Origin of the sequence: Paraburkholderia sp. RL17-383-BIF-A, from assembly GCF_046028015.1 — a bacterium.
Classification (GTDB): Bacteria; Pseudomonadota; Gammaproteobacteria; order Burkholderiales; family Burkholderiaceae; genus Paraburkholderia.
The window spans coordinates 85,400-111,000 of sequence record NZ_JARESR010000028.1; the positions used below are offsets into that span (position 1 = coordinate 85,400).

Consider the following 25,601-nt stretch of genomic DNA (forward strand, 5'->3'; position numbering starts at 1 on the left):
AGGATAGTGCGACGTCTGTCGCGCCACGGTCACGCTCTACGGATTTGCCCGTTCACCGGCCTGTGTGCCGCGTACCGCCAGGCGTGTTGACTGGCGCGGCCCGCCGGGCAACGCGTGTCGTGACGTCCCGTCGTGATAACCAGTTTAACGCGACTCCCGGCAACGACGAATGCATTTTTCGTGCCCCGAGGCGGTGCGCTTCTTCTCCATGACTGTCACGCTGTTGACGCGCGCATTGGTTAGGCGGATGCGGCGACCCACCGCCGGTCGGTCGCTCCGCGCTAGTGCATCGCGCAGACCAGCTGCGCGCGAATAGGGCGGTGCGATGTCGAAAGTGGTGAGAGGTGGTGGGAGCCGGCAAAAAAATAGCCCGTCCATGAGTGGGACGGGCCGCTAAACGCCGTTGTTACTTGGGTCAGCCTGCCCTTACAACCAACTGGGCGCTGACGGGATTCATCCTGCTGCGCCAATACTGGGCTGTCGAGGTGGGAGTAACGCCGATCTATCAGACCATTGTGGCTTCGTCCTGTTCGAGATCGCGTGCGACGCCCGGCGCGCTGCGTCGCTCGATGTCGGCGGCAACGGTTTGCGCGGCATCGGGCGTGAAGCCCTGATGACGCTTCGTGCTGGTGACGTGTGGCGCGGGCGTGGCTTGCGCAACGGTGAACAGACGCACCGCCTCATCCAGCACGTCGGCCTGTTCCGCGAGACGCTGTGCGGTCGCCGCCGCCTGCTCGACGAGCGCCGCGTTCTGCTGCGTGGCGCCATCCAGATGCGAGACCGCCTGATTGACCTGGCGAATCCCTTCCGCCTGTTCGCTGCTGGCATTCGCCACTTCGACGATGATCGACGACACGCGGCCCACCGCTTCGTCGATCACGCGCATTTGCGAGGTGGTGCGCGCAACCAGTTCGGTGCCCGCCGCGACTTCGGTCGTACTCGCTTCGACCACCGACTTGATTTCCTTCGACGACGCCGCGCAGCGTTGCGCCAGCATTCGCACTTCGCTCGCGACCACGGCGAACGAACGGCCTGCTTCGCCTGCCCGCGCGGCTTCGACGGCCGCATTGAGCGCGAGAATGTTGGTCTGGAATGCAATGCCGTCGATCACGCTCGTAATGTCGGCGATACGCTGCGACGCCGCCGTGATGCCGGCCATGGTCTGCTCGACCTGGCCCGCGATCTTGCCGCCGACTGCTGCGGCTGCCTGCGCGTCCCGCGCCAGATCGAGCGCGCGCACGGTGGCGTCGGCGTTGGCCTGCACCGTGGTGGTTAGCTCTTCCATGGTGGCGGCGGTTTCCTGGAGCGACGCCGCCTGCAACTCCGTGCGCCGCGCAAGATCCACATTGCCGCTGGAAATCTCGCGGGCGTTGTCGAGCATGCCGGTGATCTGCGCGCGCACGTCGTAGACGATTGCGGCGAGATTCGCCTTCAACTGATTCAGTGCCTGGAGCACTTCGCCAAGATCGTCGTGGCGCGCGATTTGCAGATCCGCGGTCAGATCGCCCGCGGCGAGCCGTGTGGCGAATCCCGACATATCGCTGATCGGTGCGGCGAGTTGCCGCTTCAACATCTGCCACGACACGATGCTGACGACCGCGGTCACGCCGAACGCAATCCAGAACGGCACAGGCGGCGTGCCTTCCCAAGCCACGAGGCCGGTCAGCAACAGCGCCAGCAACGTGATCGCGTAGCCGGCCGCCGCGCGCGTGGCGACAGGCAGGCGCATCAGCGCCTGCAGACGCCCGAGCAGGCCAGTGCGCACCACCACGCCGCGGCGCAACCGGATGCCGCGCGCCTCGCCTGCGCGCATGCGCGCGTACAGCGTCTCGGCGGCGCGCACCGCGTCACGTTCCGGTTTCACGCGCACGCTCAAATAGCCGACCACAGTGCCTTTTTCGACCACCGGCGTGACGTTGGCCTGCACCCAGTAGTGATCGCCATTCTTGCGGCGGTTCTTCACGAGCGCCGTCCATGGGCGACCGTCGCGGATCGTCGCCCACATGTCGGCGAAGGCCTCGCGCGGCATGTCCGGATGACGGATCAGGTTGTGCGGCTGGCCGATCAGCTCGTCGCGCGTAAAGCCCGAGACGGCGATGAAAGCGGGGTTGCAGTACTGGATGCGGCCGGTCAGGTCGGTCGCGGAGACAAGCATATTCGACGAAGGGTACTCGTACTCGTGCCCGGTGACAGGCTGGTTATTGCGCATGGCTTTCCTTGCTGGTGCTGACGCGCATGTGCGCGCGCTGCTTACTGGGTCGCAAGGATTAACGGCAATTAACCCCGTGCGCTTTAGGGTTTCCCAGTAAACCACTCAGGTTTAGCCAAGGTCGAGCCGTTAATGCAAGGTTGTCTGATGTGTGTCCGGATGCCGCCGGAAACGGTGCCGGATGCGTCGCGCGATACCTTCAAAAGGGCTACACTGCGCCCGTATATAAGGCCTGCAGACGTAGTTCGTCCCTCGATTTCGCAGTGGTCTGCCTGCACGAATCCGCTATTCCAGCGAGCTGATGCAGAAGATCCTCGACCGCACACAAGAGTCATTGGCGCTGGCTTTCGCCACGCTCGCGCAGAACGCGAAGCGCCAACAACGGGTTTATCTGGCGACGATCGGTTCCCTCATGCTGATCGTGGCGATTTTCGCGCTCGTGCTGGCTGTCGTTGCCGGGCTCGCGCAACTCGACTATCGCCGCACTTTCGCGTCGCAGAATGCAACCGACATCTCCCTTCTGCTGCACCAGGAGGAGTCGTTCTCGCGACGCGTCGAGCTCACATTCGACTATTACTACACCGCTGCCCAGGTGCGCAGCGCGCCGGATGCCATTCAGCAATCGGTTCGCCGGACCGGCATGGTGAGCGGCAAGGTGGACAGGATCGACGCCGGCTTCGACATGCTGGTCGGCGAAGCCACCGCCACCGCGTGGGGCGCACAACTCGGCGAGAAGCTTGGCCGCCTCTACGAAGCGTCGCAGTCGACACTTGCGACGCAGCAGGCCTTCGAGTTGCAGCAACGGGCAACGCTGGTCGGGCTGAAGGAAGACTATGCGGTGATCCTGCCTTCGCTCTCACAACCGGTGGCGGGACAAGCCGCCGCAGCGGACCTGTCCGCCATGCCCCAGCAGCGGCTGGCAGTCATAAGGACGCTGCGCGACACGCTCGAACGCCAACTCGAGGTGCAAACCGGCAAGCGCCTGCCCGGCAAAGGCGAGCGTGTCTGGCTCGGCCCGTATGTCGATCCGCTGGAGAACGTGCCGGTGATCTCGGCGGTGAGCGTCTACTACGACGGCGACACGCCCACTACGTTGATCAGCATGACGATCCGGCTCGATGTGCTCGCGAGGCGCATTGCGCCACCCGGCAACGAGGGCACGATACTGCTCATGACCGCGGATCACCGCATTGTCGTTTCCTCGGAGCCGATCAGCGCGCCGACCGGCAAAATGTTGCAACAGACGGTGGCGGCAACGCCGTCGCATGTATTTCATTACGGGCGTGAAGGCGTGATCTTTCATGAGCCGCTGAAGCCTGGGTTTGGCTTCCTGGTCGGCTATATGTCGTGGGGCGCGCTTGCTGTCGCGCTTGGCTGGCAACTCGCTGTGATCGGCGGCCTCGCGGCGCTGATCCTTCTGGCGGTTGCGCTGACGGCGCGTTATTTCGGACTTCGGCTGTTGCGCAATGCATTTGCCGAGACCTCCCGCTCACTGGAAAGTGAAACCATCAATCACGTTCTGGTGAGTGCGACGCCGGTCGGTCTGTGCGTCGTCCGTCAAAGCGACTATTCCATTCTGACCGTCAACGCGCTGGCAGCGGTGTTGCTGCCGATCGAACCAGGCAGCAACCGGTTGCCGCCGCATATCGTGAGCGAATTCCGCGCGCAGACGTCTGATAAACCTTCGGCCGCGGCAATCGCACGGATCGCCGCTTTCGTCGTGGTCGCTCAGCCGCACCCGCAGGCGCTGGCGTCACCGCCTTCAGACGAAGGCGCTACGCCCGCGCGGTTCTTGCAGTTTACCTATGCGCCCGCGCGGTACGCCGGTGAGAACGTGCTGTTTTGCGCGATTCTCGACGTCACCGCTCAGACCCTGCTCGAACAACAATTGCGGCACGCGCAGCAGGCTTCGGACGCCATGATGCGTGCGAGGACGAATTTCTTTGCGGCGATGAGCCACGAAATCCGCACGCCGTTGAATGCGCTGCTCGGCAATCTCGAACTGCTCGCACGCACACCCGGCCTCGAGGCGCATGCGCAGCGGCTTGCAACGTTGGGCGTGGCGTCCGATGCGCTGCGCCGCGTCGTCAACGACATACTCGACTTCGCGAAGATGGATGCCGGCGAGATGCTGCTCGCGAACGACGCCTTCCGCCCCATCGACGACTTTGAAAACATCGCGTTTTCTCACGCGCCGATGCGCGGAGACCGCCCGATCCGTTTCTATGCACTCCTTTCGCCGACACTCGACTGCACCCTGATCGGCGATCGCATGCGAATCGCGCAAGTCGTCAACAACCTGTTGAGCAACGCGTTCAAATTCACGTCCTCCGGCAAGATTACGCTGTACGCGGAAGTGAAGGACGACTCGCTGGGCCGCCCGACGCTACGCTGCCGGGTTTCGGACACTGGCGCCGGCATGAGCGAGGCGCTTCTGGCCCGACTGTTCAAGCCATTCGTGCAAGGGGAGCTGGGTACGTCGCGCGGCACTGGCGGCACCGGTCTGGGGCTCGTGATCTGCGCGCGCCTGTGCGAATTGATGGGCGGTCGGATCTCCGCCGAAAGCGTGCCTGGCGCGGGCAGCGTATTTCACGTATCGATCCCGCTCGTGGCTGTGCCCGACGAGCAGCGCGCGTCGGCGGGTCTCCCGGCGCCACGCGGGACGGCGCTCGTGTTGTGCACCGAGCAGCAAGCCGGCGAGTTTCTGGATGGCTGGCTTCAGCGAGCGGGCTGGTCGAGCCACGCAGTGGTGTCGCTCGCCGACGCGCAGGCATGGTTGAAAGCGAATCGGCCGGTAGTGTTGATCGTGTCCGGTGAATACGATCTCGAAGCGATTACCACGTTGCGCGCGTTGCAGGCGGTCGGCGCGGTGTGGATGACGAGCGGCGGCCCGACCCGGCCGGAGGCGCGCGGTCAGGGTGTGCTCGAAGTGAGCGAGTTCAGCCGGACCGCGTGTTTGACCGCAGTCGAGCTGGCCGTCGAAGGCACGGCCGCCGCGCTGGACGAAGGGACCGCGCGCGTCTGCGCTGTGCCTGCTGCTGAGATCGATCCCGCGTTGTTGGGTCTTGCAGTCCTCGTCGCCGAAGACAATCCTCTGATTCAGAACCTGATCGCCGAGCAACTGGCGGCGCTCGGCTGCGTGCCCACGATCGCCGCGGATGGGCAGCAGGCGCTGAGGTTGTTCGAACAGGCGCCCTTCGAGGTGGTGCTGACCGACATCCATATGCCGGTCATGGATGGCCACCAACTGCTGGCGGCATTGCGCGAGCGGCACGCGGAACTGCCGGTGCTGGCCTTCAGTGCCGTCGCCGAAGAGCAGCAGGCCCAAAGCTGGCACGAGAGCGGCTTTAGCGGGTATGTCTCCAAGCCGGCGTCGTTGAGCGAACTGCAAGCGGCTTTGCTGGCGGCGGTGCCCGCGCAGGCTGAGGTGGCTTCGGCATCGGCATCGGCATCGGCATCGGCATCGGCATCGGCTTCCGCTCCCGCGGACTCCACGCCTCCCGTCGCCAACGCAACCAGCACGCTCAGCGCGGACGACAAGGCGCGTTACACGGCCATGCTCAGAGACCACTTGCAGAAAGATCTGCCGAGGCTGCTCGCGATTGTCGAAGAAGAGGACGTGCAAGCGTTGGCCGGCTGGGCGCACAGCGCGAGCGGTGCATTCGTGGTCGTGCAGGAACCGCGGTTTTTCGAAGAATGCCGGCAGTTGCAAAGGCTATGCGCCGACTCCAGCCATTGGACAACCGAGATGGACGAACGGGCCATCTCGCTGCACGAAGCCTTATCAGATCACTACGGAGTCGACGAGCAACCCGCGCGTTGAGTTGCCGTTCAACCCTGCGAAATCAACCCGGCCGTTTGACGACGAAATCGATTTCGACCAGCGCATCGCGCGCCAGCGCGGTCACGCCGATACAGGTTCGCGCGGGTAGCGCGTCCGCCGGAAAGTAGGCGCGGTAGATTTCGTTCATCGGCGCGTAGTCGCGCTTGAACTCGGTCAGGAAGATACGTGTGGCAACCACGTTATGCAGGCCGAGGCCCAGCCCCTGAAGAACCAGCACGAGATTGTCCATCACGCGCTTGGTCTGGGCGACGACACCCTCGGGCAGCGGTGCAGCGTCGTCGGTGGGGGAGGTCGGCATCTGGCCGGTCAGGAAGACCCAGCCGTCGGCCTCGGCAGCATGCGAGAACGGGCCGACCGGTGTGGGTGCTGAGGGAATCATCCAGAAGGAGGGGGTTGAGCTCATGGGCGGGTGCGCTGGGTCGGATCGAATGTCGGGATGACAAGGTAACCGATCAAAACTCAGGATGCCGGCGCGGTGCGCGGCATCCTGCCCAACTCCCGCCCGATCAGACCAAACCGGTCGCATAGTAGACCGCGATCACAAAGAAGACCGCCATGGTCTTGATCACGGTCACCGCGAAAATGTCGCGATACGACTGTCGATGCGTCAAGCCCGTGACCGCCAGCAGCGTAATCACCGCGCCGTTGTGCGGCAGCGTGTCCATACCGCCGCTCGCCATCGCGACGACACGGTGCAGCACTTCCATCGGGATATGCGCGGCTTCCGCGCCCTTGATGAACGTGTCCGACATGGCCGCGAGCGCGATGCTCATGCCGCCCGACGCCGAACCCGTGATACCGGCCAGCGAGCTCACCGAAACAGCTGCATTGACGAGCGGATTGGGAATGCTCTTCAGCGCGTTGCTGACCACCAGGAAGCCCGGCAACGCTGCGATCACACCACCAAAACCGTATTCCGACGCCGTATTCAACGAAGCAAGCAGCGCGCCGGCCACGGCGGCCTTGGTGCCGATTGCGAAGCGTTCGCGCACGCGGTTGAACGCCGTGACGACGACCATGATGATGCCGAGAAGCAGCGCGCCTTCCACGGCCCAGATGGCGACCACGGCCTTGATCGTCGTGGTGACCGGTGCGTGGATGCCCGGCAGGATGTCCGGTGCAACCGTGTACGACGCGCCGTACCAGTTCGGGATCCAGCGGGTCAGGAGGAAGTTCGCGACACCGACCAGAACCAGCGGCGCGACTGCCAGCAACGGATGCGGCAGTTGCTTCGATTCGACGCGGTCTGGCTCGTTGACCAGATCCGTGCCGTAACCCTCGCCGGTTGCCATTGCTGCGCGGCGGCGCCATTCAAGATACGTGAGGCCGACCACGATGATGAACAGCGAGCCGATCACGCCCAATGCGGGCGCGGCCCACGAGGTGGTCTTGAAGAACGTGGTCGGGATGATGTTCTGGATCTGCGGCGTGCCGGGCAGCGAATCCATGGTGAACGAGAACGCACCCAGGGCGATCGCGCCGGGCATCAGGCGCTTCGGAATGTTGCTCTGCCGGTACAGCTCGGCGGCGAACGGATAGACCGCGAACACCACCACGAATAGCGAGACGCCGCCGTAGGTGAGCAGCGCGCACACCGCAACGATCACCGCATTGGCGCGCGAACGGCCAATATAGCGAATGGCAGCGGCCACGATCGATTCCGAGAAGCCCGACAATTCGATGACCTTGCCGAACACGGCGCCTAACAGGAACACCGGGAAGTAGAGCTTCACGAAGCCGACCATCTTCTCCATGAAGATGCCGGTGAAAACCGGCGCGACGGCGGCCGGATCGGTCAACAGAACGGCGCCTAGCGCGGCGATCGGCGCAAATAGAATGACGCTGTAGCCGCGGTAGGCGGCAAACATCAGGAACGCCAGCGCGGCGAGGACGATAACAAAGGACATTGAGTCTCCAAAGCTTGGTTGTTCTACATGGTCGCCGTCCCGAAGGTGCGACGGCACGGCGCCGGCAAACGCAGGTTTCGTGCCACGCGCACGCTAGCGGCCAGCCGCCTGATAGCGCGGGCCGAAGCTCGAGACGTGGTGCGGCCGATTGTACCCAAACGTCTCCAAAACGGGACGTAAATCCGCTGAACATAGGCCAAACCAAGGTTAAACCCTTATGCCGCAGGCTTGCTGGCGATCTCTTCGATGAGATAAGCTTGTCTACGAAATGAGACAATCATAAAAAGATGTTAGCCGGAGACAGCGACAGCATGATGAACGACTGGGCAGGCCTGCCTGCCACTTACGGCGACGTATTGCGCCGGGCGATGGATTCGCTCTTTCGCACATTCGAAAATTTCAGCGAAGGCACCTTTATCGTCGACGCGGACGCGCGCGTGGTCTGGATCAACAAGCGCTATGCGGCCCGTTTCGGTTTTTCGGACCCCGAGCAGGCGATTGGCCGCGATTGCGAGGCGGTGATTCCCAATAGCCTGATGCGCGAGGTCGTCAACACCGGCAAACCGATTCTGCTCGATATTCTGGAAACGGACCGCGAACCGCTCGTCGTGACGCGTCTGCCGCTGAAGGACGACGCGGGCGTCACTGTCGGCGCCGTCGGCTTTGCGCTTTTCGATGAGCTAAAGGCACTGACGCCGCTCTTTTCCCACTACTCGCGCGTGCAGGAAGAGTTGATCGCAACGCGCCGGTCGCTCGCCCAGGCGCGTCGCGCGAAATATACGTTCGGCAGTTTCGTCGGCACCAGCGCGGCCAGTCTCGAAGTGAAGCGGCAGGCGCGCCGCGCGGCGCAACTAGAATCGCCCGTGCTGCTGCTCGGTGAAACCGGCACCGGCAAGGAGTTGCTGGCGCATGCCATCCACGGCGGCTCGGCGCGCGCGAATCAGCCGCTCGTGACGGTCAACGTCGCGGCGATTCCCGACACTTTGCTCGAAGTCGAATTCTTCGGCGCCGCGCCCGGCGCGTACACAGGCGCGGACCGCAAGGGGCGCGTCGGCAAGTTCGAGCTCGCGAACGGCGGCACGCTGTTTCTCGACGAAATCGGCGATATGCCGCTGCCGTTGCAGGGCAAGCTGCTGCGCGTGTTGCAGGACAAGGAGTTCGAACCGCTGGGCTCGAACCGGATCGTGCGCGCGGATGTCCGGATCATCGCGGCGACTTCGGCCGATTTGCCGGCGCTGGTCGCGGCGGGGCGCTTTCGCGCCGACCTGTTCTATCGGCTGAATGTGCTGACCATCCACGCGGCGCCTTTGCGCGAGCGGGTCTCCGATATCGAAGCGCTCGCCTACGCCATGCTCGAAGACCTGTCGACGCAGGCAAGTGGCGGCAGTCACTTCGAATTGCAGGACGACGCGCTGCGGCTGCTGTGTTCCTACGACTGGCCGGGCAACGTGCGCGAATTGCGCAATACGTTGGAGCGCGCCGTGATGCTTTCCGACAGCGAGCGGATCGATGCGCGGGCGCTGGCGCCGTTTATCGGCTCGGCGCAGGGCGGCGGGCATCGTCGTTTGGCGGCCACCGAGGCGCTGTCCGCGGCGCACGCTCCGGGCGCGCAAGCCGGCGCGCCCGAACCGGCGTCGTGGAGCGACGCGATGGCGGCCTTCGAAAAGCGTTTCCTGATCGACGCCTTGCGCGCCAACGGTGGCCGCGTGATCGAGACGGCCAATCAGATCGGCATGGGCCGCGCGACGCTCTACAAGAAGATCGCCGCTTACGGCATCGGCGTATGACCACGTTCGGCGACGTCGAGTGACGCAGCGTAATTGCCGCGTGGCACAATCGCGTGATCGAAAAACAAGATGTGATCGGGGTTTCAGATGAAACGCAGTCTCTCCTCCTTTGCGAGCCGGGCCAGCGCCACGCTGGCGGTCGGCGCCGTGGTCGTGCTGAGCGGTTGCAGCAGTAGCGCGCCGCTGTTTCTGTCGGATGGTCGCGCAACGACGCAGGTGCAGTGCCCGGCCGGTTCCGATTCGTGCTCGCAGCAGGCCAGCGCGGGATGCGGCGGCGCGTTCGACGTGGTGCGCCAGTCGACCGAGAATGGCACGCTCAATCTGATTTACGCCTGCCGGGCGAAGTAACGGCGCGGGCGCGATAAGCGTCTCTGGCATTCTCTTCCTTCGGCCCGCCGCTCGATCGTGACGGCGGGCGCCTCTATCGCAGCGCCGATTTCATCTGCACCCGGCAAATCGGTTCATTCGATTCCTCGAGATCGGGACGACAAGTGCATGGCGGTCGTAAAGACCTGCGTCTAATGCAGCTTCGCCCTGCGGCACTTATGCGTAATGGTTTTTAATGCCGCGCTTCATATTATTTCCAACCGCCGGCCGAAATTAAATCCGCGAATTTTTTGCCGTTAAGCTAAGTCGGTGCGGAACCTAACGGAACGCGAAGTTTAGCGGCGCTATTCTTTTCTGACAGTCTTGGAAATCAGGCAGCAAGCAGGTTTTGCCGCTTCAATCCTTGCGTGGAGGGTGCTCAGGAAGGATTTTCCGTTTCGAATAAAAAGAACCAAAACGGCACGCTTTATGCTTTTATTTACGCAGTGAAAATAGTTCAACGAGTAATCCGGGGAAAGCAATGAATCACCACCAACTCGAAAAAGATATTGAACATCTTGAACACGTAATCTCGCATATCTCCGCTGAGGACCGCATCCCGCTATCGTATTGGCGCAGCCGCATCGATTCCGTATCGGGCGCGGTTCGGGTGCCGGCGCAAGCGAGCCGCGTGAAACGGCTCAACGCCGCGCTCTCGGCGCTGGAAGAGCGGCAAAAAGGCTGAACTACCGCAACGGTGGGCGGCTTCGACGTTCCCTTTCATCGGGTAACATCGTCTGCAAAAATTAAGGAACGTAACGGCCGGGCAGGTTGCCGCGTAGCGGACGGCTGTCTCGATGCAAGCCGCGCATTTGCTGCGTACGCGCCAGACGGACGGATGCGGGCATTAGACCAACTGCGGACGGACGGCGCCCCCAAGCCATAACGAGCAGGCCGGCATTCCTACCCACTGACTCAGGACGAACATGCAACGAGCAGGACTCTCTGCGTCTCGATTGACGGCGTTGACCAACGCCATGCAAGGCTATGTGGAACGCGGTGAAGTGGCGGGCGTGGTTTCAATGGTCTGGCGGCGCGGCGAGATCGGCTACTTCGAGCCGCTCGGCATGCGGGACGAAGCCGCGCTATTGCCCATGGAGCGCGATACGCTGTTCCGCATTGCCTCAATGACCAAGCCGGTCACCAGCGCCGCGATCCTGATGCTGATCGAAGAGGACCGGCTCGCCCTCGACACGCCGATCTCCCTCTGGTTGCCTGAACTGGCCGCGCCGCGCGTGCTGCGCGACCCCACCGGTCCGCTCGACGAAACCGACCCGGCCAGAGCGTCGCTCACCGTGCTGGATCTGCTGACGCATCGCGCGGGCTTCGCCTATGCCTTCACCGCAACCGGGCCGCTGTCCAAAGCCTACGCAGCCGCATTCAACGGTTTCGAAGCGCGCATGGACGCCAACACGTGGCTTGCCCGCATCGCGGATTTGCCGCTGATGTTTCAGCCCGGCTCACGCTGGCACTACGGCATCGCGACCGACGTGCTCGGCGTGCTGATCGAACGCGTGAGCGGCATGCCGCTCGGCGAGTTTTTCCGGACGCGGATTTTCGAGCCGCTCGGCATGCGCGATACGGCGTTCTGGGTGCCCGACGCACAACTCGCACGGCTGGCCACCGCCTATGGCGTCGAAGCGGGCTCGGGACGGCGTGTGGTCGAGGATCATCCTGCTTCGAGCCGATGGGCGAATCGGGATCGATTCCAGAGCGGCGGCGGTGGCCTGATTTCGACAGCGCAGGACTATCTGCAATTCGCGCAACTCCTGCTCGGACGTGGGCGGGTCGGTACGACGCGTTTGCTGTCGCATCGCTCAGTCGATCTGATGCGCTCGAACTTCCTGACGCGCGACCAACGCCGCGTGCCGGCCTTCGGACATGTGCTGTGGGCAGGCCAGGGGTTCGGCCTCGGCGTGTCGGTCGTCGATGATCCTGCGCAGCAGTTGCCGCTCGGCTATCGCTCGATGGGGTCGTTCGGCTGGCCGGGTGCCTATGGCACGAGCTGGTTCGCCGATCCGGTCGAGGACCTGATTGGGCTGATGCTGATTCAACGGCGGTCGATCGAACCGTTTTCTATGGCAGTCGATTTCGAACGCCGCGTGTACGATGCGATTGACGATTGAGAGACCGGGCTGCGGCGGGCAGGCCGACGGCTGCTGGCCGCGTCAACGGCGCCTGGCTTTACGCCTCTCTATCCGGTAATTTATTCGTCTGATAGTGTCCGCACTTCAGTACTCGTCAAAACGATCGGAGCACCCGCCATGGCCTCGTACAAGCAGTTGACTGCCCAACTCGAAAAACTCCACAAGGAAGTCGCGGCGGCCCGCGAGAAGGAAATTGCGCAGGCGATCGCCGACATCAAGCAGAAGGTGGCCGAATACGATCTGACGGCCGAAGAGTTGGGTTTTACGAGCAAGCGCACTACGGCCCGTAAAACCGCGTCGGTTGCCAAGTATCGCAACCCGAAGACCGGCGAAACCTGGAGCGGCCGTGGGCGCTCGCCCGCGTGGCTTGCCGGCAAGAATCGCGAGCGCTTTCTGATCGAAGTCTGAAGCGCGTCGGCGCATGGCGTGTCTGCTCGTCGTGCGCCGGATTGTCTGAAGTGATGTCGCGAGCGGAGTTTCTCGCACCGTCACGCAGGTCCCGAAAACGCTCACCTTTCGCGTGAACCTGAAGCCGGAGTCGTTCGACAGGCTGTGCTGTTTGCGCCTCGGCTCTCTGCTTCGGTGAGCCAGGTTTTGGCGAGTGACGCACCTTGCGTCCACCTTGACGCCGCGTCTCGCGGCAACTCATCCTGTTTCGCGGAAACCCGCGCCAGCCATTGCTGGCGCGCGTTCCCAGGCTCTGCGAAGAATCGCGGCGGCCCCAGCCCCATTCCCTTTCCAGTTGTCGCGTTGGCCTCGACACGCCGCAGTTCGCGTTCGTGCAGGTGCGAGAACGAGCTTCGGCATGCTCACCTTTCATCGCCAATCGAGGGTGCGTCGGCGAGAGTCCCGAAAACCCTCACCTTTGCGCTCACCGATACGCGCACACCACTGCGCTCGGGACTAACCCGGAGTTGAGTTCCTCTCATACCCCGCATCAAAACTCATCGATACAGGGTCGCGGATGCCGAACGTCACAATCGGCCATCCACTCAACCTCGACGGAACGACCATGAGCGTATCGACGGACAAACAACTCTTTATCGGCGAAGGATTCGAAGGCCCCGGCGTCAACCTCGCGCACATCAACATACTGGTCGGCCCGCGTAACGGCCCGGCAGGGCAGGCCTTCGCCACCGCACTGGCGACGCCGTCCGCGGGCCACGCGCCTTTCGTCGTCATCGCGCGTCCGGGCGTGCCGACCAAGCCGCTGACGCTCTATGTGAACAAGGCGCAGATCGGCAGCGACTTCCACGGCAATGCGACGTGGGGCGCCTCGCAAGCCGGCATTGCGAAGGCGGTGGCGGAGTCGTTGGAGAACGGCACGCTGCCGCCCGAAGCAGAAAACGATTGGGTGGTGGTGTCCGCGAACTGGGTCAACCCGAGTACGGACGATCTCGATGCCGTCTTCGAAAACAACTATCGCGCGTGCAGGAACGCGATCCTCGCGGCGATGAAAGGCCTGCCGCATCGCGAAGAAGTATTCGCCGCGGCACGCGACGTATCGAACCCGTTCTACACACCGAAACAACGTTAATCGCATGCCGCGCGGTTCGGTGAGCGCGGATGCGCCACTCACCGTCCGCGCCGCTGGATGCGACCAGGAAGGAGACAAGCACAATGGAATATATTCGCCTCGGCCAATCCGGCCTGAAGGTTTCGCGTCTGTGCCTCGGCACGATGAATATGGGCACGCCGCAATGGAAGCCGTGGATTTTCGATGAAGCCCAAAGCGAGCCGATTGTCCGTCATGCGTTGGAAGCGGGCGTCAATTTCATCGACCTCGCCGATTTCTATTCGACCGGCGTGGGCGAAGAAGTGGTGGGACGCATTCTGAAGCGTATTGCGCGCCGCGAGGAAATCGTCGTGACGACCAAGGTCGGTTACGACATGGGGGCGTATCAGAACGCCGGCGGCCATTCGCGTAAGCACATCATGGATGGCATCGACGCCTCGCTCACGCGTCTCGGCATGGATTACGTCGACATCTACATGCTGCATTTCTTCGACGTGAACACGCCGGTCGAGGAAACCATGGGTGCGCTCAACGATATCGTGCGCGCCGGCAAGGCCCGCTACATTGGCGTATCGACCATGTACACGTGGCAGTTCGCAAAGATCATGCAGGTCTGCGAGCGCAACGGCTGGCACAAGCCGATCAACATGCAGTTGCAGTTGAACCTGGCGTACCGCGAGGAAGAGCGCGAAATGATTCCGTATTGCCAGGATCAGGGCGTCGGCGTCTCGGTGTTCAGTCCGCTGGCGCGTGGGCTGCTGACGTGCGATCCGGGTTCGACGCGCAATCAGACCGACTTCTTCACCGCGCAAATGTATGGCGATGTGGCTTCGCGTGAGATTGCCGCTTCGGTGGCGCGCGTGGCCGCACGGCGCGGGGTGTCGGCCGCGCAAATCGCGCAGGCGTGGGTGCTGAACCATGGCGGCGTCGCAAGCATGCTGGTCGGCGCGGATACGGCGGCGCAGTTCGATAGCGCGCTCGCGGCGCTCGGCACGACGCTCTCGGCGGACGAACTGTTCGAACTCGAACGCAACTACACGCCGTGCGATCTGATCAACGATTACACCGCCGGCAAGCGTGTTGCCCGCGAACCGCGGCTCGCACAAGGTGTGTTCGTCGAAACGCTGGAGAAGGCGGCATGAACGAATTTCTCCGCACAGCGCATTACATCGGCGGCGAGTGGTACGAAAGCGCCGGCACATACGCCGTATTGAATCCCGCAACCGGCGAGGTGGTTGCGCAAGTGGCCAAAGGTGGCGCGGCGGAAACCGCGCAAGCCATCGCGGCTGCCGAGCGCGCGTTTCCCGCATGGCGTTCGCTGACCGCAAAAGAGCGCAGCGTGCGCGTCAAACGCTGGGGCGAGTTGATGCTCGAGAATCGCGACGCGCTTGCAGAACTGCTGACGCTCGAACAAGGCAAGCCGCTTGCCGAAGCCCGCGGCGAAGTCGGCTATGCGGCCAGCTTCTTCGAATGGTTCGCTGAGGAAGCGAAGCGCGCGTATGGCGACGTAATCCCGAGCCCCAATCCGAACGCGAAGATCATTGTGACGCGCGAACCGGTGGGCGTGGTGGCGGCGATTACGCCGTGGAATTTTCCGCTCGCCATGATTACGCGCAAGGCCGGTCCCGCGCTCGCGGCCGGCTGCACGATGGTGCTCAAGCCATCGGAGGAAACGCCGTTATCCGCGTTCGCTCTGGCGGTGCTCGCGGAGAAGGCGGGCATTCCGCCGGGCGTGTTCAACATCGTCTCCGGCGATGCCGTCGCGATCGGCAGCGTGCTCACCGAATCCGACGTGGTGCGCAAGCTGTCGTTCACCGGCTCGACGCGCGTCGGCAAGCTGCTGGCGAAGCAATCGGCGGACACGTTGAAAAAGCTCTCGCTCGAACTCGGCGGCAACGCACCCTTCATCGTATTCGACGACGCGGATCTCGACGCCGCCGTGCAGGGCGCGATGGCTTCGAAATTCCGCAACACCGGGCAGACGTGTGTGTGCGTGAATCGCTTCTACGTGCAGAACGGCATCTACGAAGCATTCACGTCGGCGCTGACGCAAGCCGTGTGCAAGATGCGCGTAGGCAACGCGTTGCAAGGCGAGGTCGAACAAGGTCCGCTGATCAATCAGGCGGCGCTGAAGAAGGTCGAAACGCACGTTGCCGACGCATTGCAAAAGGGCGCGAAGATTTTGACGGGCGGCAAACCGCATGCGCTCGGCGGCACGTTCTATGAACCGACCGTTCTTGCCGACGCCTCCAGTTCGATGCTGATCGCCGGGGAAGAAACCTTCGGCCCGGTGGCCGCATGCTTTCGTTTCAAGACCGAAGAGGAAGCCATTGCCGCGGCTAACGACACGCCGCTCGGCTTGTCGGCGTATTTCTATACACGCGACCTGGCCCGCGCCTGGCGCGTCGGCGAAGCGCTGGAGAGCGGCATGGTCGGCATCAACGAAGGGATTCTGTCCACGGAAGTCGCGCCGTTCGGCGGCGTCAAGCAGTCAGGGCTCGGTCGCGAAGGCTCGAAGTACGGGCTCGATGAATACACGGAACTGAAATACATGATGATGGGCGGCCTCGGGCGCTGATCTTCAGACCGCGGGCCGCTGCGGCATGCACAAGCGTGCCGCACTGGCGGACCACGCAATCGGGCAACCGGCAGCACGCCAGCCACGCCCGACGACTCATATCAACGAAGGAGACAGCGTGAGCAATCAGGACATGCAGGCGGCCACTCTCGGCCTCGCCCCCACTTTGCCGGCGGCGGCAGCACCCGCGCACGGCCCCATTCCTCTCGACGATGTTCCGCTCAATGCCTTTCACGTCAAGATCGCCGGCTTGACGTTCGGCGCGCACTTTACCGAAGGCTTCGCGCTCGGCACGATCGGTTACGCGCTCGCATCGATGAATCGGCAGATGCCGCTCGACGCTTTCTGGATGGGCATGATCGGCAGTTCCGCATTGATGGGCATTTTCTTCGGCAGTCTGGTTTTCGGCTGGTTGTCCGATCGCCTGGGACGACAAAAGATTTTTCTGCTGAGCTTTCTGATCATTACCGCAGCCGCGTTTGCGCAGTTCTATGTGCGCTCACCGCTCGAATTGTGTCTGCTGCGGGTGGTGATCGGTTTCGGCATGGGCGGCGATTTTGCGGTGGGGCACGCCATTCTCGCGGAATTCTCGCCGCGCAAGCACCGTGGCACGTTGCTCGGGTCGTTCAGCGTGGTGTGGACGATCGGTTACGTGGCGGCGAACGTGCTGGGCATGCATTACGCCGATGCTTCGCCAGATGCATGGCGCTGGTTGCTTGCGTCGGCGGGCGTGCCGGCGTTGGTCGTGCTCGTGTTGCGCGTAGGCACGCCGGAGTCGCCGCGCTGGTTGCATGGCAAAGGCCGGGTCGCGGAGGCCAAATCGGTCATGCTCAAGCATTTTGGCGCGAACGTGACCCTCGACGGCGCTCATGATGAGCACGCGCAAACGGCGGGCGGCTTTATGCGGTTGTTCAAACCGGATCTGATTCGACGCACGATTTTCAATTGCGCGTTCTTTGTGTGTCTCGTCATTCCGTATTTCGCGGTCTATACGTTTCTGCCGACCATTCTGAAAGCGATTCATTTGAACAACGATTCCAGCGCGGATTTTCTGCTCAATGGGTTTCTCGTGCTCGGCGCGCTGATTGGTATCTGGCTGACGATCAAGCTGCCGCGTCGTGTCTTCCTGATCGGTTCGTTCGCGGTGACGTGTGTTTCGCTGATCGCATTGAGTGTGCTGCCGGAGTCGGCGGCATTGGGGATGATTGTCGCATTCGCGATTTTCACGCTGACCATGTCGGCGTTTTCCAATCTGGTTGGCGTGTTTCCGCCGGAGTGTTTTCCCACTGAGGTGCGTGCTTGCGGCGTTGGTCTCGCGATTGCGTGCAGCCGTCTTGGCTCGGCGGTCGGCACGTTTTTGCTGCCGCTCGGCATCGTGCATCTGGGTTTCCACATCACGATGATGGTGCTTGCCGCAGTATTGCTGATCGGGATGGTGGTGTCGATTGCGTGGGCGCCCGAGACGAAGCATTTGACGTTGAACGAGGCGAGCGGCGCGTAGCGCTTTTCTCTGTTCGAAAATAACCCGCCGCATTGGCAACGATGCGGCGGGTTTTTGTTTTTGACACGCTGAGCAGCTTGCTGCCCGCCACCAATTTTGCGCGGCGGATTGCCGCGTCCAGCCTATTCACGAAGAGCCAGTTCGACCGATTCTTCGTGCATTGATGCATCACTCTGCCGGACACACAGCCAGCCACTTGGTGCCTGATATCCCCGTCGAAATCTCAGGAAAGGCAATTTGCCTCATGTATTTCTTATCCAGTAAAACTTACGATTGACTTTTTTTGCGCGAAATCAAGTTATTCGGCATTTATTTTGCCTGTTTGCCTTGCGAAATCAGCGTGATCGAGGTGGGCAACGGTACGACGTATCTCTGCGACTGCCGTTGAGTTTTCTGTCTAATCTTTAGGAATACAGCAATGAAATCGATGATCTCCGCATTCGTGATCGCTACTGGCGGTGTGTTGAGTCTCGCGCCGGCTGGCGCCAATGCGGCGGACGGTACGATCACCATAAGTGGCACTGTGACAGACACCACTTGCTCGATCAACGGCTCGGCGAGTGGCACGCCCGCCAACCTGTTAGTCACGCTGCCATCGGTTCCGGCCAGTGCGCTTACGACATCAGGTGCCGTGGCTGGTACGTCGAACGCGGCAGATCTGAGATTCGTTTTGACGGGTTGCACTGGCGCGGCTACCAAGGCGATTGCCAACTTCGAAAACGGCCAGACAATCGACCAGTCAACGGGCCTTCTGGCGAACCAGGGCGGCACCGCGAAAAACGTGGAAGTTCAACTGCTCAACGCGCAAATGCAGCCGATCAATGTGCTGACGGGCAGGAACAACGATATCAGTACGAGCGGGGTGGCTATCACCGGCGGCGCGGCAACGTTGCAGTATTTCGCACAGTATTACGCGCTCGATGCAGCCCAGGCGGGTACGGTCTACACGTCGGTTCAATACACGATGCAATATCAGTAAACCCCAGATAGAGACACTCCTTACCGGCGTGCATTGATTCAATCAATCCATTGACTGAAATCACGGAAAGAGGCGATTTGTCTCATGTAATTTTGATGTGGGACAACTTAACATCGCATTCTCCTATCTCGGAAGGATAGGTCAGGCGTTTAGAGCAGGAACTGTCGTATTCCTGAACTGAATGATTGGCATGCTTGACGCATGTGGCGATCCTTGAGCAAAACAAGGATCGCGTTTTGATTTGATCAGCTTTTCTTAGTTTATTGGACTGAACGTTATGAAGTTATCCCTCCCCGCAATCGCGATCGCCGCCGGCAGTCTGCTCGGTCTCGCACCCCTTGGCGCCCATGCGGCGGATGGCACGATCTCCATCTCCGGCACCGTGACCGATAGCACGTGTTCGATCAACGGCAGCGCAAGCGGTACCCCGGCCGACAAGGCAGTCACGCTGGCGCCGGTCCCGACCGGTTCGCTTTCGTCGTCAGGCGAAGTGGCCGGTACGTCGAACCCTGCAGATCTGCAACTGAAACTGAGCGGCTGCAGCGGCACGGCCACCAAAGCAGTTGCGCGTTTCGAGAACGGCCCGACGGTCGACCAGACGAATGGCTATCTGTCGAACAGCGGCACCGCGCAAAACGTGGAGGTTCGTCTCCTCAACGCGCAGATGCAACCGATCAACGTCACGACGGGCGCGAACAACGATGTCTCCACGGACGGGGCAACCATCACGGGCGGCGCGGCAACCCTGCAGTATTTCGCGCAGTACTACGCGACAGGCGTTGCGGCTCCCGGTACGGTCACCTCGTCGGTTCAATACTCGATGGAATACCAGTAAGCGAAGGTCCGAAGCGCTCGCCGGGCGGGCGCTTCTTTGCGACCTTCCTCTGGATTATTGAAAGACAGACTGCAATGAAGCTGCTCAAAAATATGCCGATAGTAATCGGCTTTGCCTGTGCGCTATTGGCCGGCAGCACACAGGCAAGCGTGACTATTGGCGGTACGCGTGTGGTGTATCCACTCGAGCAGCGTGAAGTCTCGGTCAAACTGGATAACGACAGCCACAAACCCTCCCTCGTGCAGGTCTGGATCGACGACGGCAATGCCGATGCCAAACCCGGCGAAATCAAAGTGCCGTTCGTGATTACGCCGCCGATTTTCCGCATGGACGCGAAAAAGGCGCAGACGTTACGCGTGATGTACACGGGCGAATCATTACCTCAGGACCGCGAGTCGGTCTATTGGCTCAATGTGCTGGACATCCCACCAAAGGCAAGTGCTGCTTCGGACGCCAATACTTTGAGCCTCGCTTATCGCACCCGCATCAAGGTTCTCGCGCGGCCGGACAAGCTACCCGGCAAACCTGAAGATGCGGCCGCGCAACTGCGTTGGAGCATCGCGGCGTCGGCGGATGGCAAAGGGCAGGCGCTCAGCGTCTCGAATCCGACGCCTTACTACGTCTCGTTCAGCGAGATCGACGTCGAGAGCAATGGCCACACCTTCAGGAACGAGCAAGGTGGCATGGTTGCACCGCGCACATCAGCGGTCCTGCCGATGGCGAAGATGAATGGTGTCGCCGCGGGCGCGAAGGTGCACTACATCGCGATCAGCGACTACGGCGGCCCGATCACCGGCGACGCGGCGCTCGGCGACTAGACCGCCACAGCCCGGCCGGGGGCGGCAGCGTGCCGCCTTTGGCCAACCCTTTCTCCTGCACGGCGCGCGTTGCGCCGGCAACGCATGGATGACGCACGCCTGCGGCGGGACATTCAATTCCGATCACATCATGAAGGACCTACGCTGTCGCAGGGCGGCCGGTCGTGGCACTGAACGCGCGGGTGTGTTCAATCTCAACCCGGTCGCCGCCGTTGTCACGTTGGCATTCGCGGCGCTGGGTGGCGTTCAGCCGACAGGCGCACAGGCGTCCGAACCCGCTCAAGCGGGCGCAGCCGTGGAGTTCGATACGACATTTCTGCGCGTCGATCCGAATGCGACGGTGGACGTCTCGCGCTTCGCGCGTGGCAACCCGGTATCTGAAGGCATTTATTCCGTCGATGTGTACCTCAACGGTATTCGTGTCGCGCGTCATGACGTGCGGTTTGTCGCCGCGAGCGGAACGACTGCGGCGCGTCCTTGCCTTAGCCGCCAAATGCTGGAGAAGCTTGGCGTCGACTTCGCCAAGGTCGCGGCGAGCAGCGAGGCGAAGGTGAAGGCGGAACCGGGGGCCGACACCGGCGTTACCGGCGAATGCGTCGACCTCACGGCGGCCGTGCCCGACGCGACCGTTGACTTCGATTTCGCGGAACAGAAGATCAGCCTCAGCGTGCCGCAAAAGTACATGCGAAACACCGCGCGCGGTTACGTGCCGCCCGAGATGTGGCAGAACGGAGTCAACGCAGGTTTCTTGAGCTACAACGCGAACGCGTACCACAGCGCTGGATCGGCTGTTGAATCGACTCAAAGCTATGTCGGTTTGAATGCCGGCGTGAACATCGGCGCGTGGCACTTCCGCCATCAGTCCTCGGTGACCCAGCAAGCCGGTGCCGCCACGCAGTTCGACAACATTGCGACCTACCTTCAGCGTGATATCACCGCGATGAAGTCGCAGTTGACGGTCGGTGACGGCTACACGACCGGCGATGTGTTCGACAGCGTGCAATTTCGCGGCGCGCAGATCGCCACCGACGACCGCATGCTGCCAGAATCCCTGCGCGGCTATGCGCCGGTCGTGCGTGGCACGGCTGAATCGAATGCGCGCGTGACGGTTCGGCAGAACGGGCAGGTGATTGATGAAACCACCGTGTCGCCGGGCCCGTTCGAAATCAATGACCTGTACGCGACCGGCTATGGCGGCAACCTGGATGTCACCGTCACCGAAGCCAATGGCCGCACGAAGAGCTTTACCGTGCCTTACGCCTCGGTCGCCCAATCGTTGCGGCCCGGCACCACACGGTTTTCGGTCACTGCCGGTGAGCTTCGTTATGCCACGCTCGAAACCAACCCGATTTTCGCGCAGTTCACATTGCAGCGCGGGCTGACCAATCTGATCACGCTCTATGGCGGCGGTGTCGCTGCGGACGGCTATCTGGCGGCCGACCTGGGCACCGCACTGAACACGCGGCTGGGTGCTTTCTCCGTCGACGTGACGGCCGCCGAGACGCAGATTCCGAATCAGGCCACCTCGCGTGGCACGAGCTTGCGCGTTGGTTATAGCAAGTTCATCAATCCGACCAACACCAACATTGCGATCGCGGCGTATCGCTATTCGACGGCTGGGTACATGAACTTGTGGGATGCCGCGTCCGCGCGTGACCTCGCAATGCGCGGCGGCGATCCGAATTCGGTGTATCGCCAGCGCAATCGTTTCCAGGCCACGCTCAATCAGAATTTCAAGGAATACGGCACGGTCTACTTGAACGCTTCCGCACAGCAATACTGGAATCGCAGCGGCAGCGATCTGTTCTATCAGGCCGGCTACTCCAATCGTTTCAGGTACGGTACGTACAGCGTCAGCGCAGGGCGCACGCGCAGTTCGAACGGATCGATGTCGGACCAGATCATGCTGAGCACCACGTTGCCGCTCGGCCATGATCCGCATTCGCCGCTCATGTCGACGAACCTCAGCAGTTCCGGCGGCAACACCAGTTTGCAGGCCAACGTGAGTGGTTCGTTGGGCGAGCGTAACCAGTACTCATACAACGCGTATGGGACGTACGGCGGCGGCTCCGGCGCCAGCACGGCGAGCGCGGGCGCGAGCGGTACCTATCGCGCACCGTACGCGCAGTTGACGGGATCGGCGAGCGGGGGAACCGGATCGAGCCAGGTGTCGGCAGGGGTGAGCGGGTCGATCGTCGCGCATCCGGGCGGCGTCACCTTCTCGCAGACGGTGGGCGACACGTTCGGCGTTATTGAAGCGCCGGGCGCCGCAGGCGCGAGCGTCACCAGTTCACCCGGCGTGAAGCTCAACGGAGGCGGCTTTGCGGTGGTTCCGTATTTGACGCCGTATGGCATGAACACGGTGGATATCGATCCGAAGGGCACCTCGACCGATGTCGAGTTTGAATCGACGTCGGAGCAGGCGGTGCCGCGGCTGGGCTCAGTGGTGATGATCAGGTACAAGACGGTGACCGGACGCGCCGCGCTGATTCGCGCGCCGCAACTCGGCGGCAAGGCGTTGCCGTTCGGCGCGGATGTCGTCGATGCAAGTGGACGCACGGTAGGCGTCGTTGCGCAGGACAGCCGGATTTTCGCGCGCGGGCTCGAAGACAAAGGCTCGCTGTTCGTGAAATGGGGTGCGACGGCTTCCGAGCAATGCCACATTGACTATGTGCTGCCGGCGCAGACGCGTAACGCGGGGGCGGTCTACATGTCTGTGGAAGGGCACTGCGTGGATGGGGCGCCAACCGGAAAAGGCGAACCTTGATTGCCGTAGTACTCAGCAACTGAATTCGAAGGGTGATTGAATCTCAGCGTTCAAATCTTGTCTGCAACTTTGCAGTCGAAAAGCGACAGTCTATGAGGCATTGTACTGTGCGACCGTTGCGCGGCGCGACCGCCGTTCGCGCATTCGGATAGTCGGGTGCCTCATGTTATTACTGGTTTTCAATTTGTTCGCGGCCAGGGCTGCTCACGCAGCGCTTATCTGTAATGCAAGCGGAGCAGACAACATAATCAGCGCGGGATCGATCTCCGTGCCCGCCAATCCAACGGTTGGTGCGACGATTGCCACGCTCGCGCCAACACAGTTTCAGATGCCCTGCAGATTTGACGATTCAGCACCGGTAGAGACGACTGCTACGCTTTGGCCGAACGGGAGATGTGGAGGCAGGCTCGATCAGAGCGCTGGCCACTTTCACGATGTCCTATCAGTAGGCCTCCTGGGGCAGACCCGCCTGCCGCTTCTCCGCCGCACCTGCCCCTTTTCGATACGCCGGTCCCCATGACGTGTATCATTCGTTCCCTGCGCTGTTCTGCGCTGGCGATTCCCGTATTGTCGAACGCTCGTTCGTGACCTGTTTCCGACGCGGTCGAGTTGCCATTGTGACGCGGGCCGCCGGCCCAACTCCCGCAGCTCGACGCCGCCGCGCAAGGCGTGGCACACCGGCAGCCACAAGCCGCCGGGAACCGCCCGAACCCCTATCCGTGACCGCCAGACCCGATGTCAGTCTCCGAACTCAAACGCCGCCGCACGTTCGCGGTCATTTCCCACCCGGACGCGGGTAAGACCACGCTCACGGAAAAGCTGCTGCTGTTCTCGGGCGCGATTCAGATCGCCGGTACCGTGAAGGGCCGCAAGAGCAACCGTTACGCGACGTCCGACTGGATGGAGATCGAAAAGCAGCGGGGCATTTCGGTGGCGAGCTCGGTGATGCAGTTCGAGTACGGCGACGCCGTTATCAATCTGCTCGACACGCCGGGCCACGAAGACTTCTCTGAAGACACCTACCGCGTGCTGACCGCGGTCGACGCCGCCGTGATGGTGATCGACGGCGCGAACGGCGTCGAAGCGCAAACGCTCAAGCTGCTCGAAGTCTGCCGCAGCCGCAAGACGCCGATCGTCACCTTCATCAACAAGCTCGACCGCGAAGTGCGCGAGCCGCTCGAACTGCTCGACGAAATCGAGCAGCATCTGGGCGTCGCAGCCGTGCCGTTTACATGGCCGATCGGCATGGGCAAGGACTTCCAGGGTGTCTACGACATTCAGCGCGATCAGGTGCGCATTTTCCGCGCGGGACAGGACAAGGCTGGCGGCGAAGTGGAAACGCTGCAAGCGCCGAGCGACGAAGAAGGCGAACGCCGCTTCGGCCATGCCTGGATCAAGGCGAAGGAAGAGATCGATCTGATCACCGGTGCTTCGCCGGATTTCGATCGCGAGCAGTTCCTCGCCGGTCAGCAATCGCCCGTGCTGTTCGGCTCGGCGATCAACAACTTCGGCGTGAAGGAAATTCTCGACGCGCTGGTCGATCTGGCGCCGCCGCCCTCCATGCGCATGACCGTGCAGCGTCCGGTCATGCCGGACGAGCCCAAGTTCACCGGTGTCGTGTTCAAGGTGCAGGCGAACATGGACCTGGCGCACCGCGACCGTGTGGCATTCATCCGCGTGTGCTCGGGGCATTTCGAACGCGGCATGGCTGTGAAGGTGACGCGCACGAACAAGACGTTCCGTGCGAACAACGTGGTGACGTTCCTGTCGCAGCGCCGTGAGACGGTGAGCGAGGCGTATCCGGGCGACATCATCGGTATTCCGAATCACGGCACGCTGAGTCTCGGCGACACGCTGACCGAAGGCGAGCAGTTGCAGTTCGTCGGCCTGCCGTTCTTCGCGCCGGAAATTTTCCAGACGGTGGAAGTGGTCGACCCGATGCGCGCCAAGCAGCTCGGCGAGGCGCTCAAGCAACTCGGCGAGGAAGGTGCGATTCAGGTGTTCCGCCCGGAAGTGGGCGGCTTGATGATTCTCGGCGCGGTCGGCCAACTGCAATTTGAAGTGGTGTCGCACCGTTTGTCGACCGAATACAAGGTCGACGTGCGTATGGCGCCGGCGCGCTACCGCATGTCGCGCTGGGTAACCTGCGACGATCCGGCCGAACTGCGCCGCTTCACCGATTCGTACGCGGCGCGCATTGCGCTCGACGCGTCGGATGCGCCGACTTATCTTGCTTCGCACGTGTCCGAGATCGAAGTCGCGCAGAAGGCGTGGCCGAAGATCGTGTTCAACGAATTGCGCGAGCACTCGGGCGCGCCGTTCAAGAAGGCGATGTAAGTCCGCAGCG

At 62.3% G+C, this 25,601-nt stretch carries 18 protein-coding genes; 15 read left to right on the top strand and 3 right to left on the bottom strand.

Annotation, left to right across the window (positions count from 1 at the left end; genetic code table 11):
* Positions 1-505: 505 nt before the first annotated feature.
* A complete protein-coding gene (locus tag P0D71_RS26815) occupies positions 506-2,209 on the bottom strand; it encodes a methyl-accepting chemotaxis protein (RefSeq protein WP_408482936.1) in 1,704 nt (567 codons plus the stop codon).
* A gap of 301 nt (positions 2,210-2,510) precedes the next feature.
* On the opposite strand from P0D71_RS26815, the gene P0D71_RS26820 reads away from it, so the two are divergent.
* Positions 2,511-6,032 (top strand): ATP-binding protein, encoded by a 3,522-nt coding sequence (locus P0D71_RS26820; RefSeq protein WP_408482939.1) that lies wholly within the window; start codon positions 2,511-2,513, stop codon positions 6,030-6,032.
* A gap of 22 nt (positions 6,033-6,054) precedes the next feature.
* Here the strand turns inward: P0D71_RS26820 and P0D71_RS26825 are convergent, their stop codons facing one another.
* Complete coding sequence (locus tag P0D71_RS26825) at positions 6,055-6,456, bottom strand: RidA family protein (RefSeq protein WP_091805194.1); 402 nt, start codon at positions 6,454-6,456, stop codon at positions 6,055-6,057.
* A gap of 103 nt (positions 6,457-6,559) precedes the next feature.
* A complete protein-coding gene (locus tag P0D71_RS26830) occupies positions 6,560-7,960 on the bottom strand; it encodes a GntP family permease (RefSeq protein ID WP_091805191.1) in 1,401 nt (466 codons plus the stop codon).
* A 311-nt stretch (positions 7,961-8,271) separates the two neighbouring features.
* Between P0D71_RS26830 and P0D71_RS26835 the strand changes: the two genes are divergently transcribed.
* From P0D71_RS26835 to P0D71_RS26900, 14 genes are all read left to right on the top strand, one after another.
* The gene (locus P0D71_RS26835; RefSeq protein ID WP_408482941.1) at positions 8,272-9,747 is read left to right on the top strand and encodes a sigma-54 interaction domain-containing protein; all 1,476 of its coding nucleotides are present in this window, start codon (positions 8,272-8,274) and stop codon (positions 9,745-9,747) included.
* An 87-nt stretch (positions 9,748-9,834) separates the two neighbouring features.
* On the top strand, positions 9,835-10,095 hold the full coding sequence (locus tag P0D71_RS26840) for a hypothetical protein (RefSeq protein WP_408482943.1): 261 nt from the start codon (positions 9,835-9,837) through the stop codon (positions 10,093-10,095).
* Positions 10,096-10,594: 499 nt separating this feature from the next.
* Entirely contained in the window at positions 10,595-10,798 is a 204-nt protein-coding gene (locus P0D71_RS26845; RefSeq protein ID WP_007178697.1) for a hypothetical protein, read from the top strand.
* Positions 10,799-11,039: 241 nt separating this feature from the next.
* On the top strand, positions 11,040-12,239 hold the full coding sequence (locus P0D71_RS26850; protein ID WP_408482945.1) for a serine hydrolase domain-containing protein: 1,200 nt from the start codon (positions 11,040-11,042) through the stop codon (positions 12,237-12,239).
* A gap of 138 nt (positions 12,240-12,377) precedes the next feature.
* Positions 12,378-12,668, top strand: coding sequence for an H-NS histone family protein (locus P0D71_RS26855; protein WP_091805180.1), 291 nt, complete (start codon positions 12,378-12,380; stop codon positions 12,666-12,668).
* Positions 12,669-13,272: 604 nt separating this feature from the next.
* Positions 13,273-13,797 (top strand): formaldehyde-activating enzyme, encoded by a 525-nt coding sequence (fae, locus tag P0D71_RS26860; protein WP_408482948.1) that lies wholly within the window; start codon positions 13,273-13,275, stop codon positions 13,795-13,797.
* Positions 13,798-13,880: 83 nt separating this feature from the next.
* Positions 13,881-14,918 (top strand): aldo/keto reductase, encoded by a 1,038-nt coding sequence (locus P0D71_RS26865; protein WP_408482950.1) that lies wholly within the window; start codon positions 13,881-13,883, stop codon positions 14,916-14,918.
* Entirely contained in the window at positions 14,915-16,354 is a 1,440-nt protein-coding gene (locus P0D71_RS26870) for an NAD-dependent succinate-semialdehyde dehydrogenase (protein ID WP_408482952.1), read from the top strand. Before P0D71_RS26865 ends, P0D71_RS26870 begins: the two co-directional genes overlap by 4 nt.
* Before the next feature lie 118 nt (positions 16,355-16,472).
* Positions 16,473-17,855: an MFS transporter gene (locus tag P0D71_RS26875; RefSeq protein ID WP_408482954.1), complete on the top strand. Its 1,383-nt coding sequence runs from the start codon at positions 16,473-16,475 to the stop codon at positions 17,853-17,855.
* A gap of 418 nt (positions 17,856-18,273) precedes the next feature.
* Positions 18,274-18,834 (top strand): fimbrial protein, encoded by a 561-nt coding sequence (locus tag P0D71_RS26880; protein ID WP_408482956.1) that lies wholly within the window; start codon positions 18,274-18,276, stop codon positions 18,832-18,834.
* Between the two features lie 277 nt (positions 18,835-19,111).
* Complete coding sequence (locus P0D71_RS26885) at positions 19,112-19,669, top strand: fimbrial protein (RefSeq protein ID WP_408482958.1); 558 nt, start codon at positions 19,112-19,114, stop codon at positions 19,667-19,669.
* 74 nt (positions 19,670-19,743) lie between these two features.
* Entirely contained in the window at positions 19,744-20,487 is a 744-nt protein-coding gene (locus tag P0D71_RS26890) for a fimbria/pilus periplasmic chaperone (RefSeq protein WP_408482960.1), read from the top strand.
* A gap of 184 nt (positions 20,488-20,671) precedes the next feature.
* On the top strand, positions 20,672-23,254 hold the full coding sequence (locus P0D71_RS26895; RefSeq protein ID WP_408482962.1) for a fimbria/pilus outer membrane usher protein: 2,583 nt from the start codon (positions 20,672-20,674) through the stop codon (positions 23,252-23,254).
* 735 nt (positions 23,255-23,989) lie between these two features.
* On the top strand, positions 23,990-25,591 hold the full coding sequence (locus P0D71_RS26900; protein ID WP_091805156.1) for a peptide chain release factor 3: 1,602 nt from the start codon (positions 23,990-23,992) through the stop codon (positions 25,589-25,591).
* Positions 25,592-25,601: the final 10 nt, after the last annotated feature.

Bases quoted from the DNA above. Each gene is read 5' to 3' on its own strand.
- P0D71_RS26890 (WP_408482960.1), top strand. From the start codon at position 19,744: ATGAAGCTGCTCAAAAATATGCCGATAGTAATCGGCTTTGCCTGTGCG.
- P0D71_RS26835 (WP_408482941.1), top strand. From the start codon at position 8,272: ATGATGAACGACTGGGCAGGCCTGCCTGCCACTTACGGCGACGTATTG.
- P0D71_RS26885 (WP_408482958.1), top strand. From the start codon at position 19,112: ATGAAGTTATCCCTCCCCGCAATCGCGATCGCCGCCGGCAGTCTGCTC.
- fae (WP_408482948.1), top strand. From the start codon at position 13,273: ATGAGCGTATCGACGGACAAACAACTCTTTATCGGCGAAGGATTCGAA.
- P0D71_RS26830 (WP_091805191.1), bottom strand. From the start codon at position 7,960: ATGTCCTTTGTTATCGTCCTCGCCGCGCTGGCGTTCCTGATGTTTGCC.
- P0D71_RS26855 (WP_091805180.1), top strand. From the start codon at position 12,378: ATGGCCTCGTACAAGCAGTTGACTGCCCAACTCGAAAAACTCCACAAG.
- P0D71_RS26850 (WP_408482945.1), top strand. From the start codon at position 11,040: ATGCAACGAGCAGGACTCTCTGCGTCTCGATTGACGGCGTTGACCAAC.
- P0D71_RS26870 (WP_408482952.1), top strand. From the start codon at position 14,915: ATGAACGAATTTCTCCGCACAGCGCATTACATCGGCGGCGAGTGGTAC.
- P0D71_RS26900 (WP_091805156.1), top strand. From the start codon at position 23,990: ATGTCAGTCTCCGAACTCAAACGCCGCCGCACGTTCGCGGTCATTTCC.
- P0D71_RS26845 (WP_007178697.1), top strand. From the start codon at position 10,595: ATGAATCACCACCAACTCGAAAAAGATATTGAACATCTTGAACACGTA.
- P0D71_RS26820 (WP_408482939.1), top strand. From the start codon at position 2,511: ATGCAGAAGATCCTCGACCGCACACAAGAGTCATTGGCGCTGGCTTTC.
- P0D71_RS26840 (WP_408482943.1), top strand. From the start codon at position 9,835: ATGAAACGCAGTCTCTCCTCCTTTGCGAGCCGGGCCAGCGCCACGCTG.
- P0D71_RS26865 (WP_408482950.1), top strand. From the start codon at position 13,881: ATGGAATATATTCGCCTCGGCCAATCCGGCCTGAAGGTTTCGCGTCTG.
- P0D71_RS26880 (WP_408482956.1), top strand. From the start codon at position 18,274: ATGAAATCGATGATCTCCGCATTCGTGATCGCTACTGGCGGTGTGTTG.
- P0D71_RS26825 (WP_091805194.1), bottom strand. From the start codon at position 6,456: ATGAGCTCAACCCCCTCCTTCTGGATGATTCCCTCAGCACCCACACCG.
- P0D71_RS26815 (WP_408482936.1), bottom strand. From the start codon at position 2,209: ATGCGCAATAACCAGCCTGTCACCGGGCACGAGTACGAGTACCCTTCG.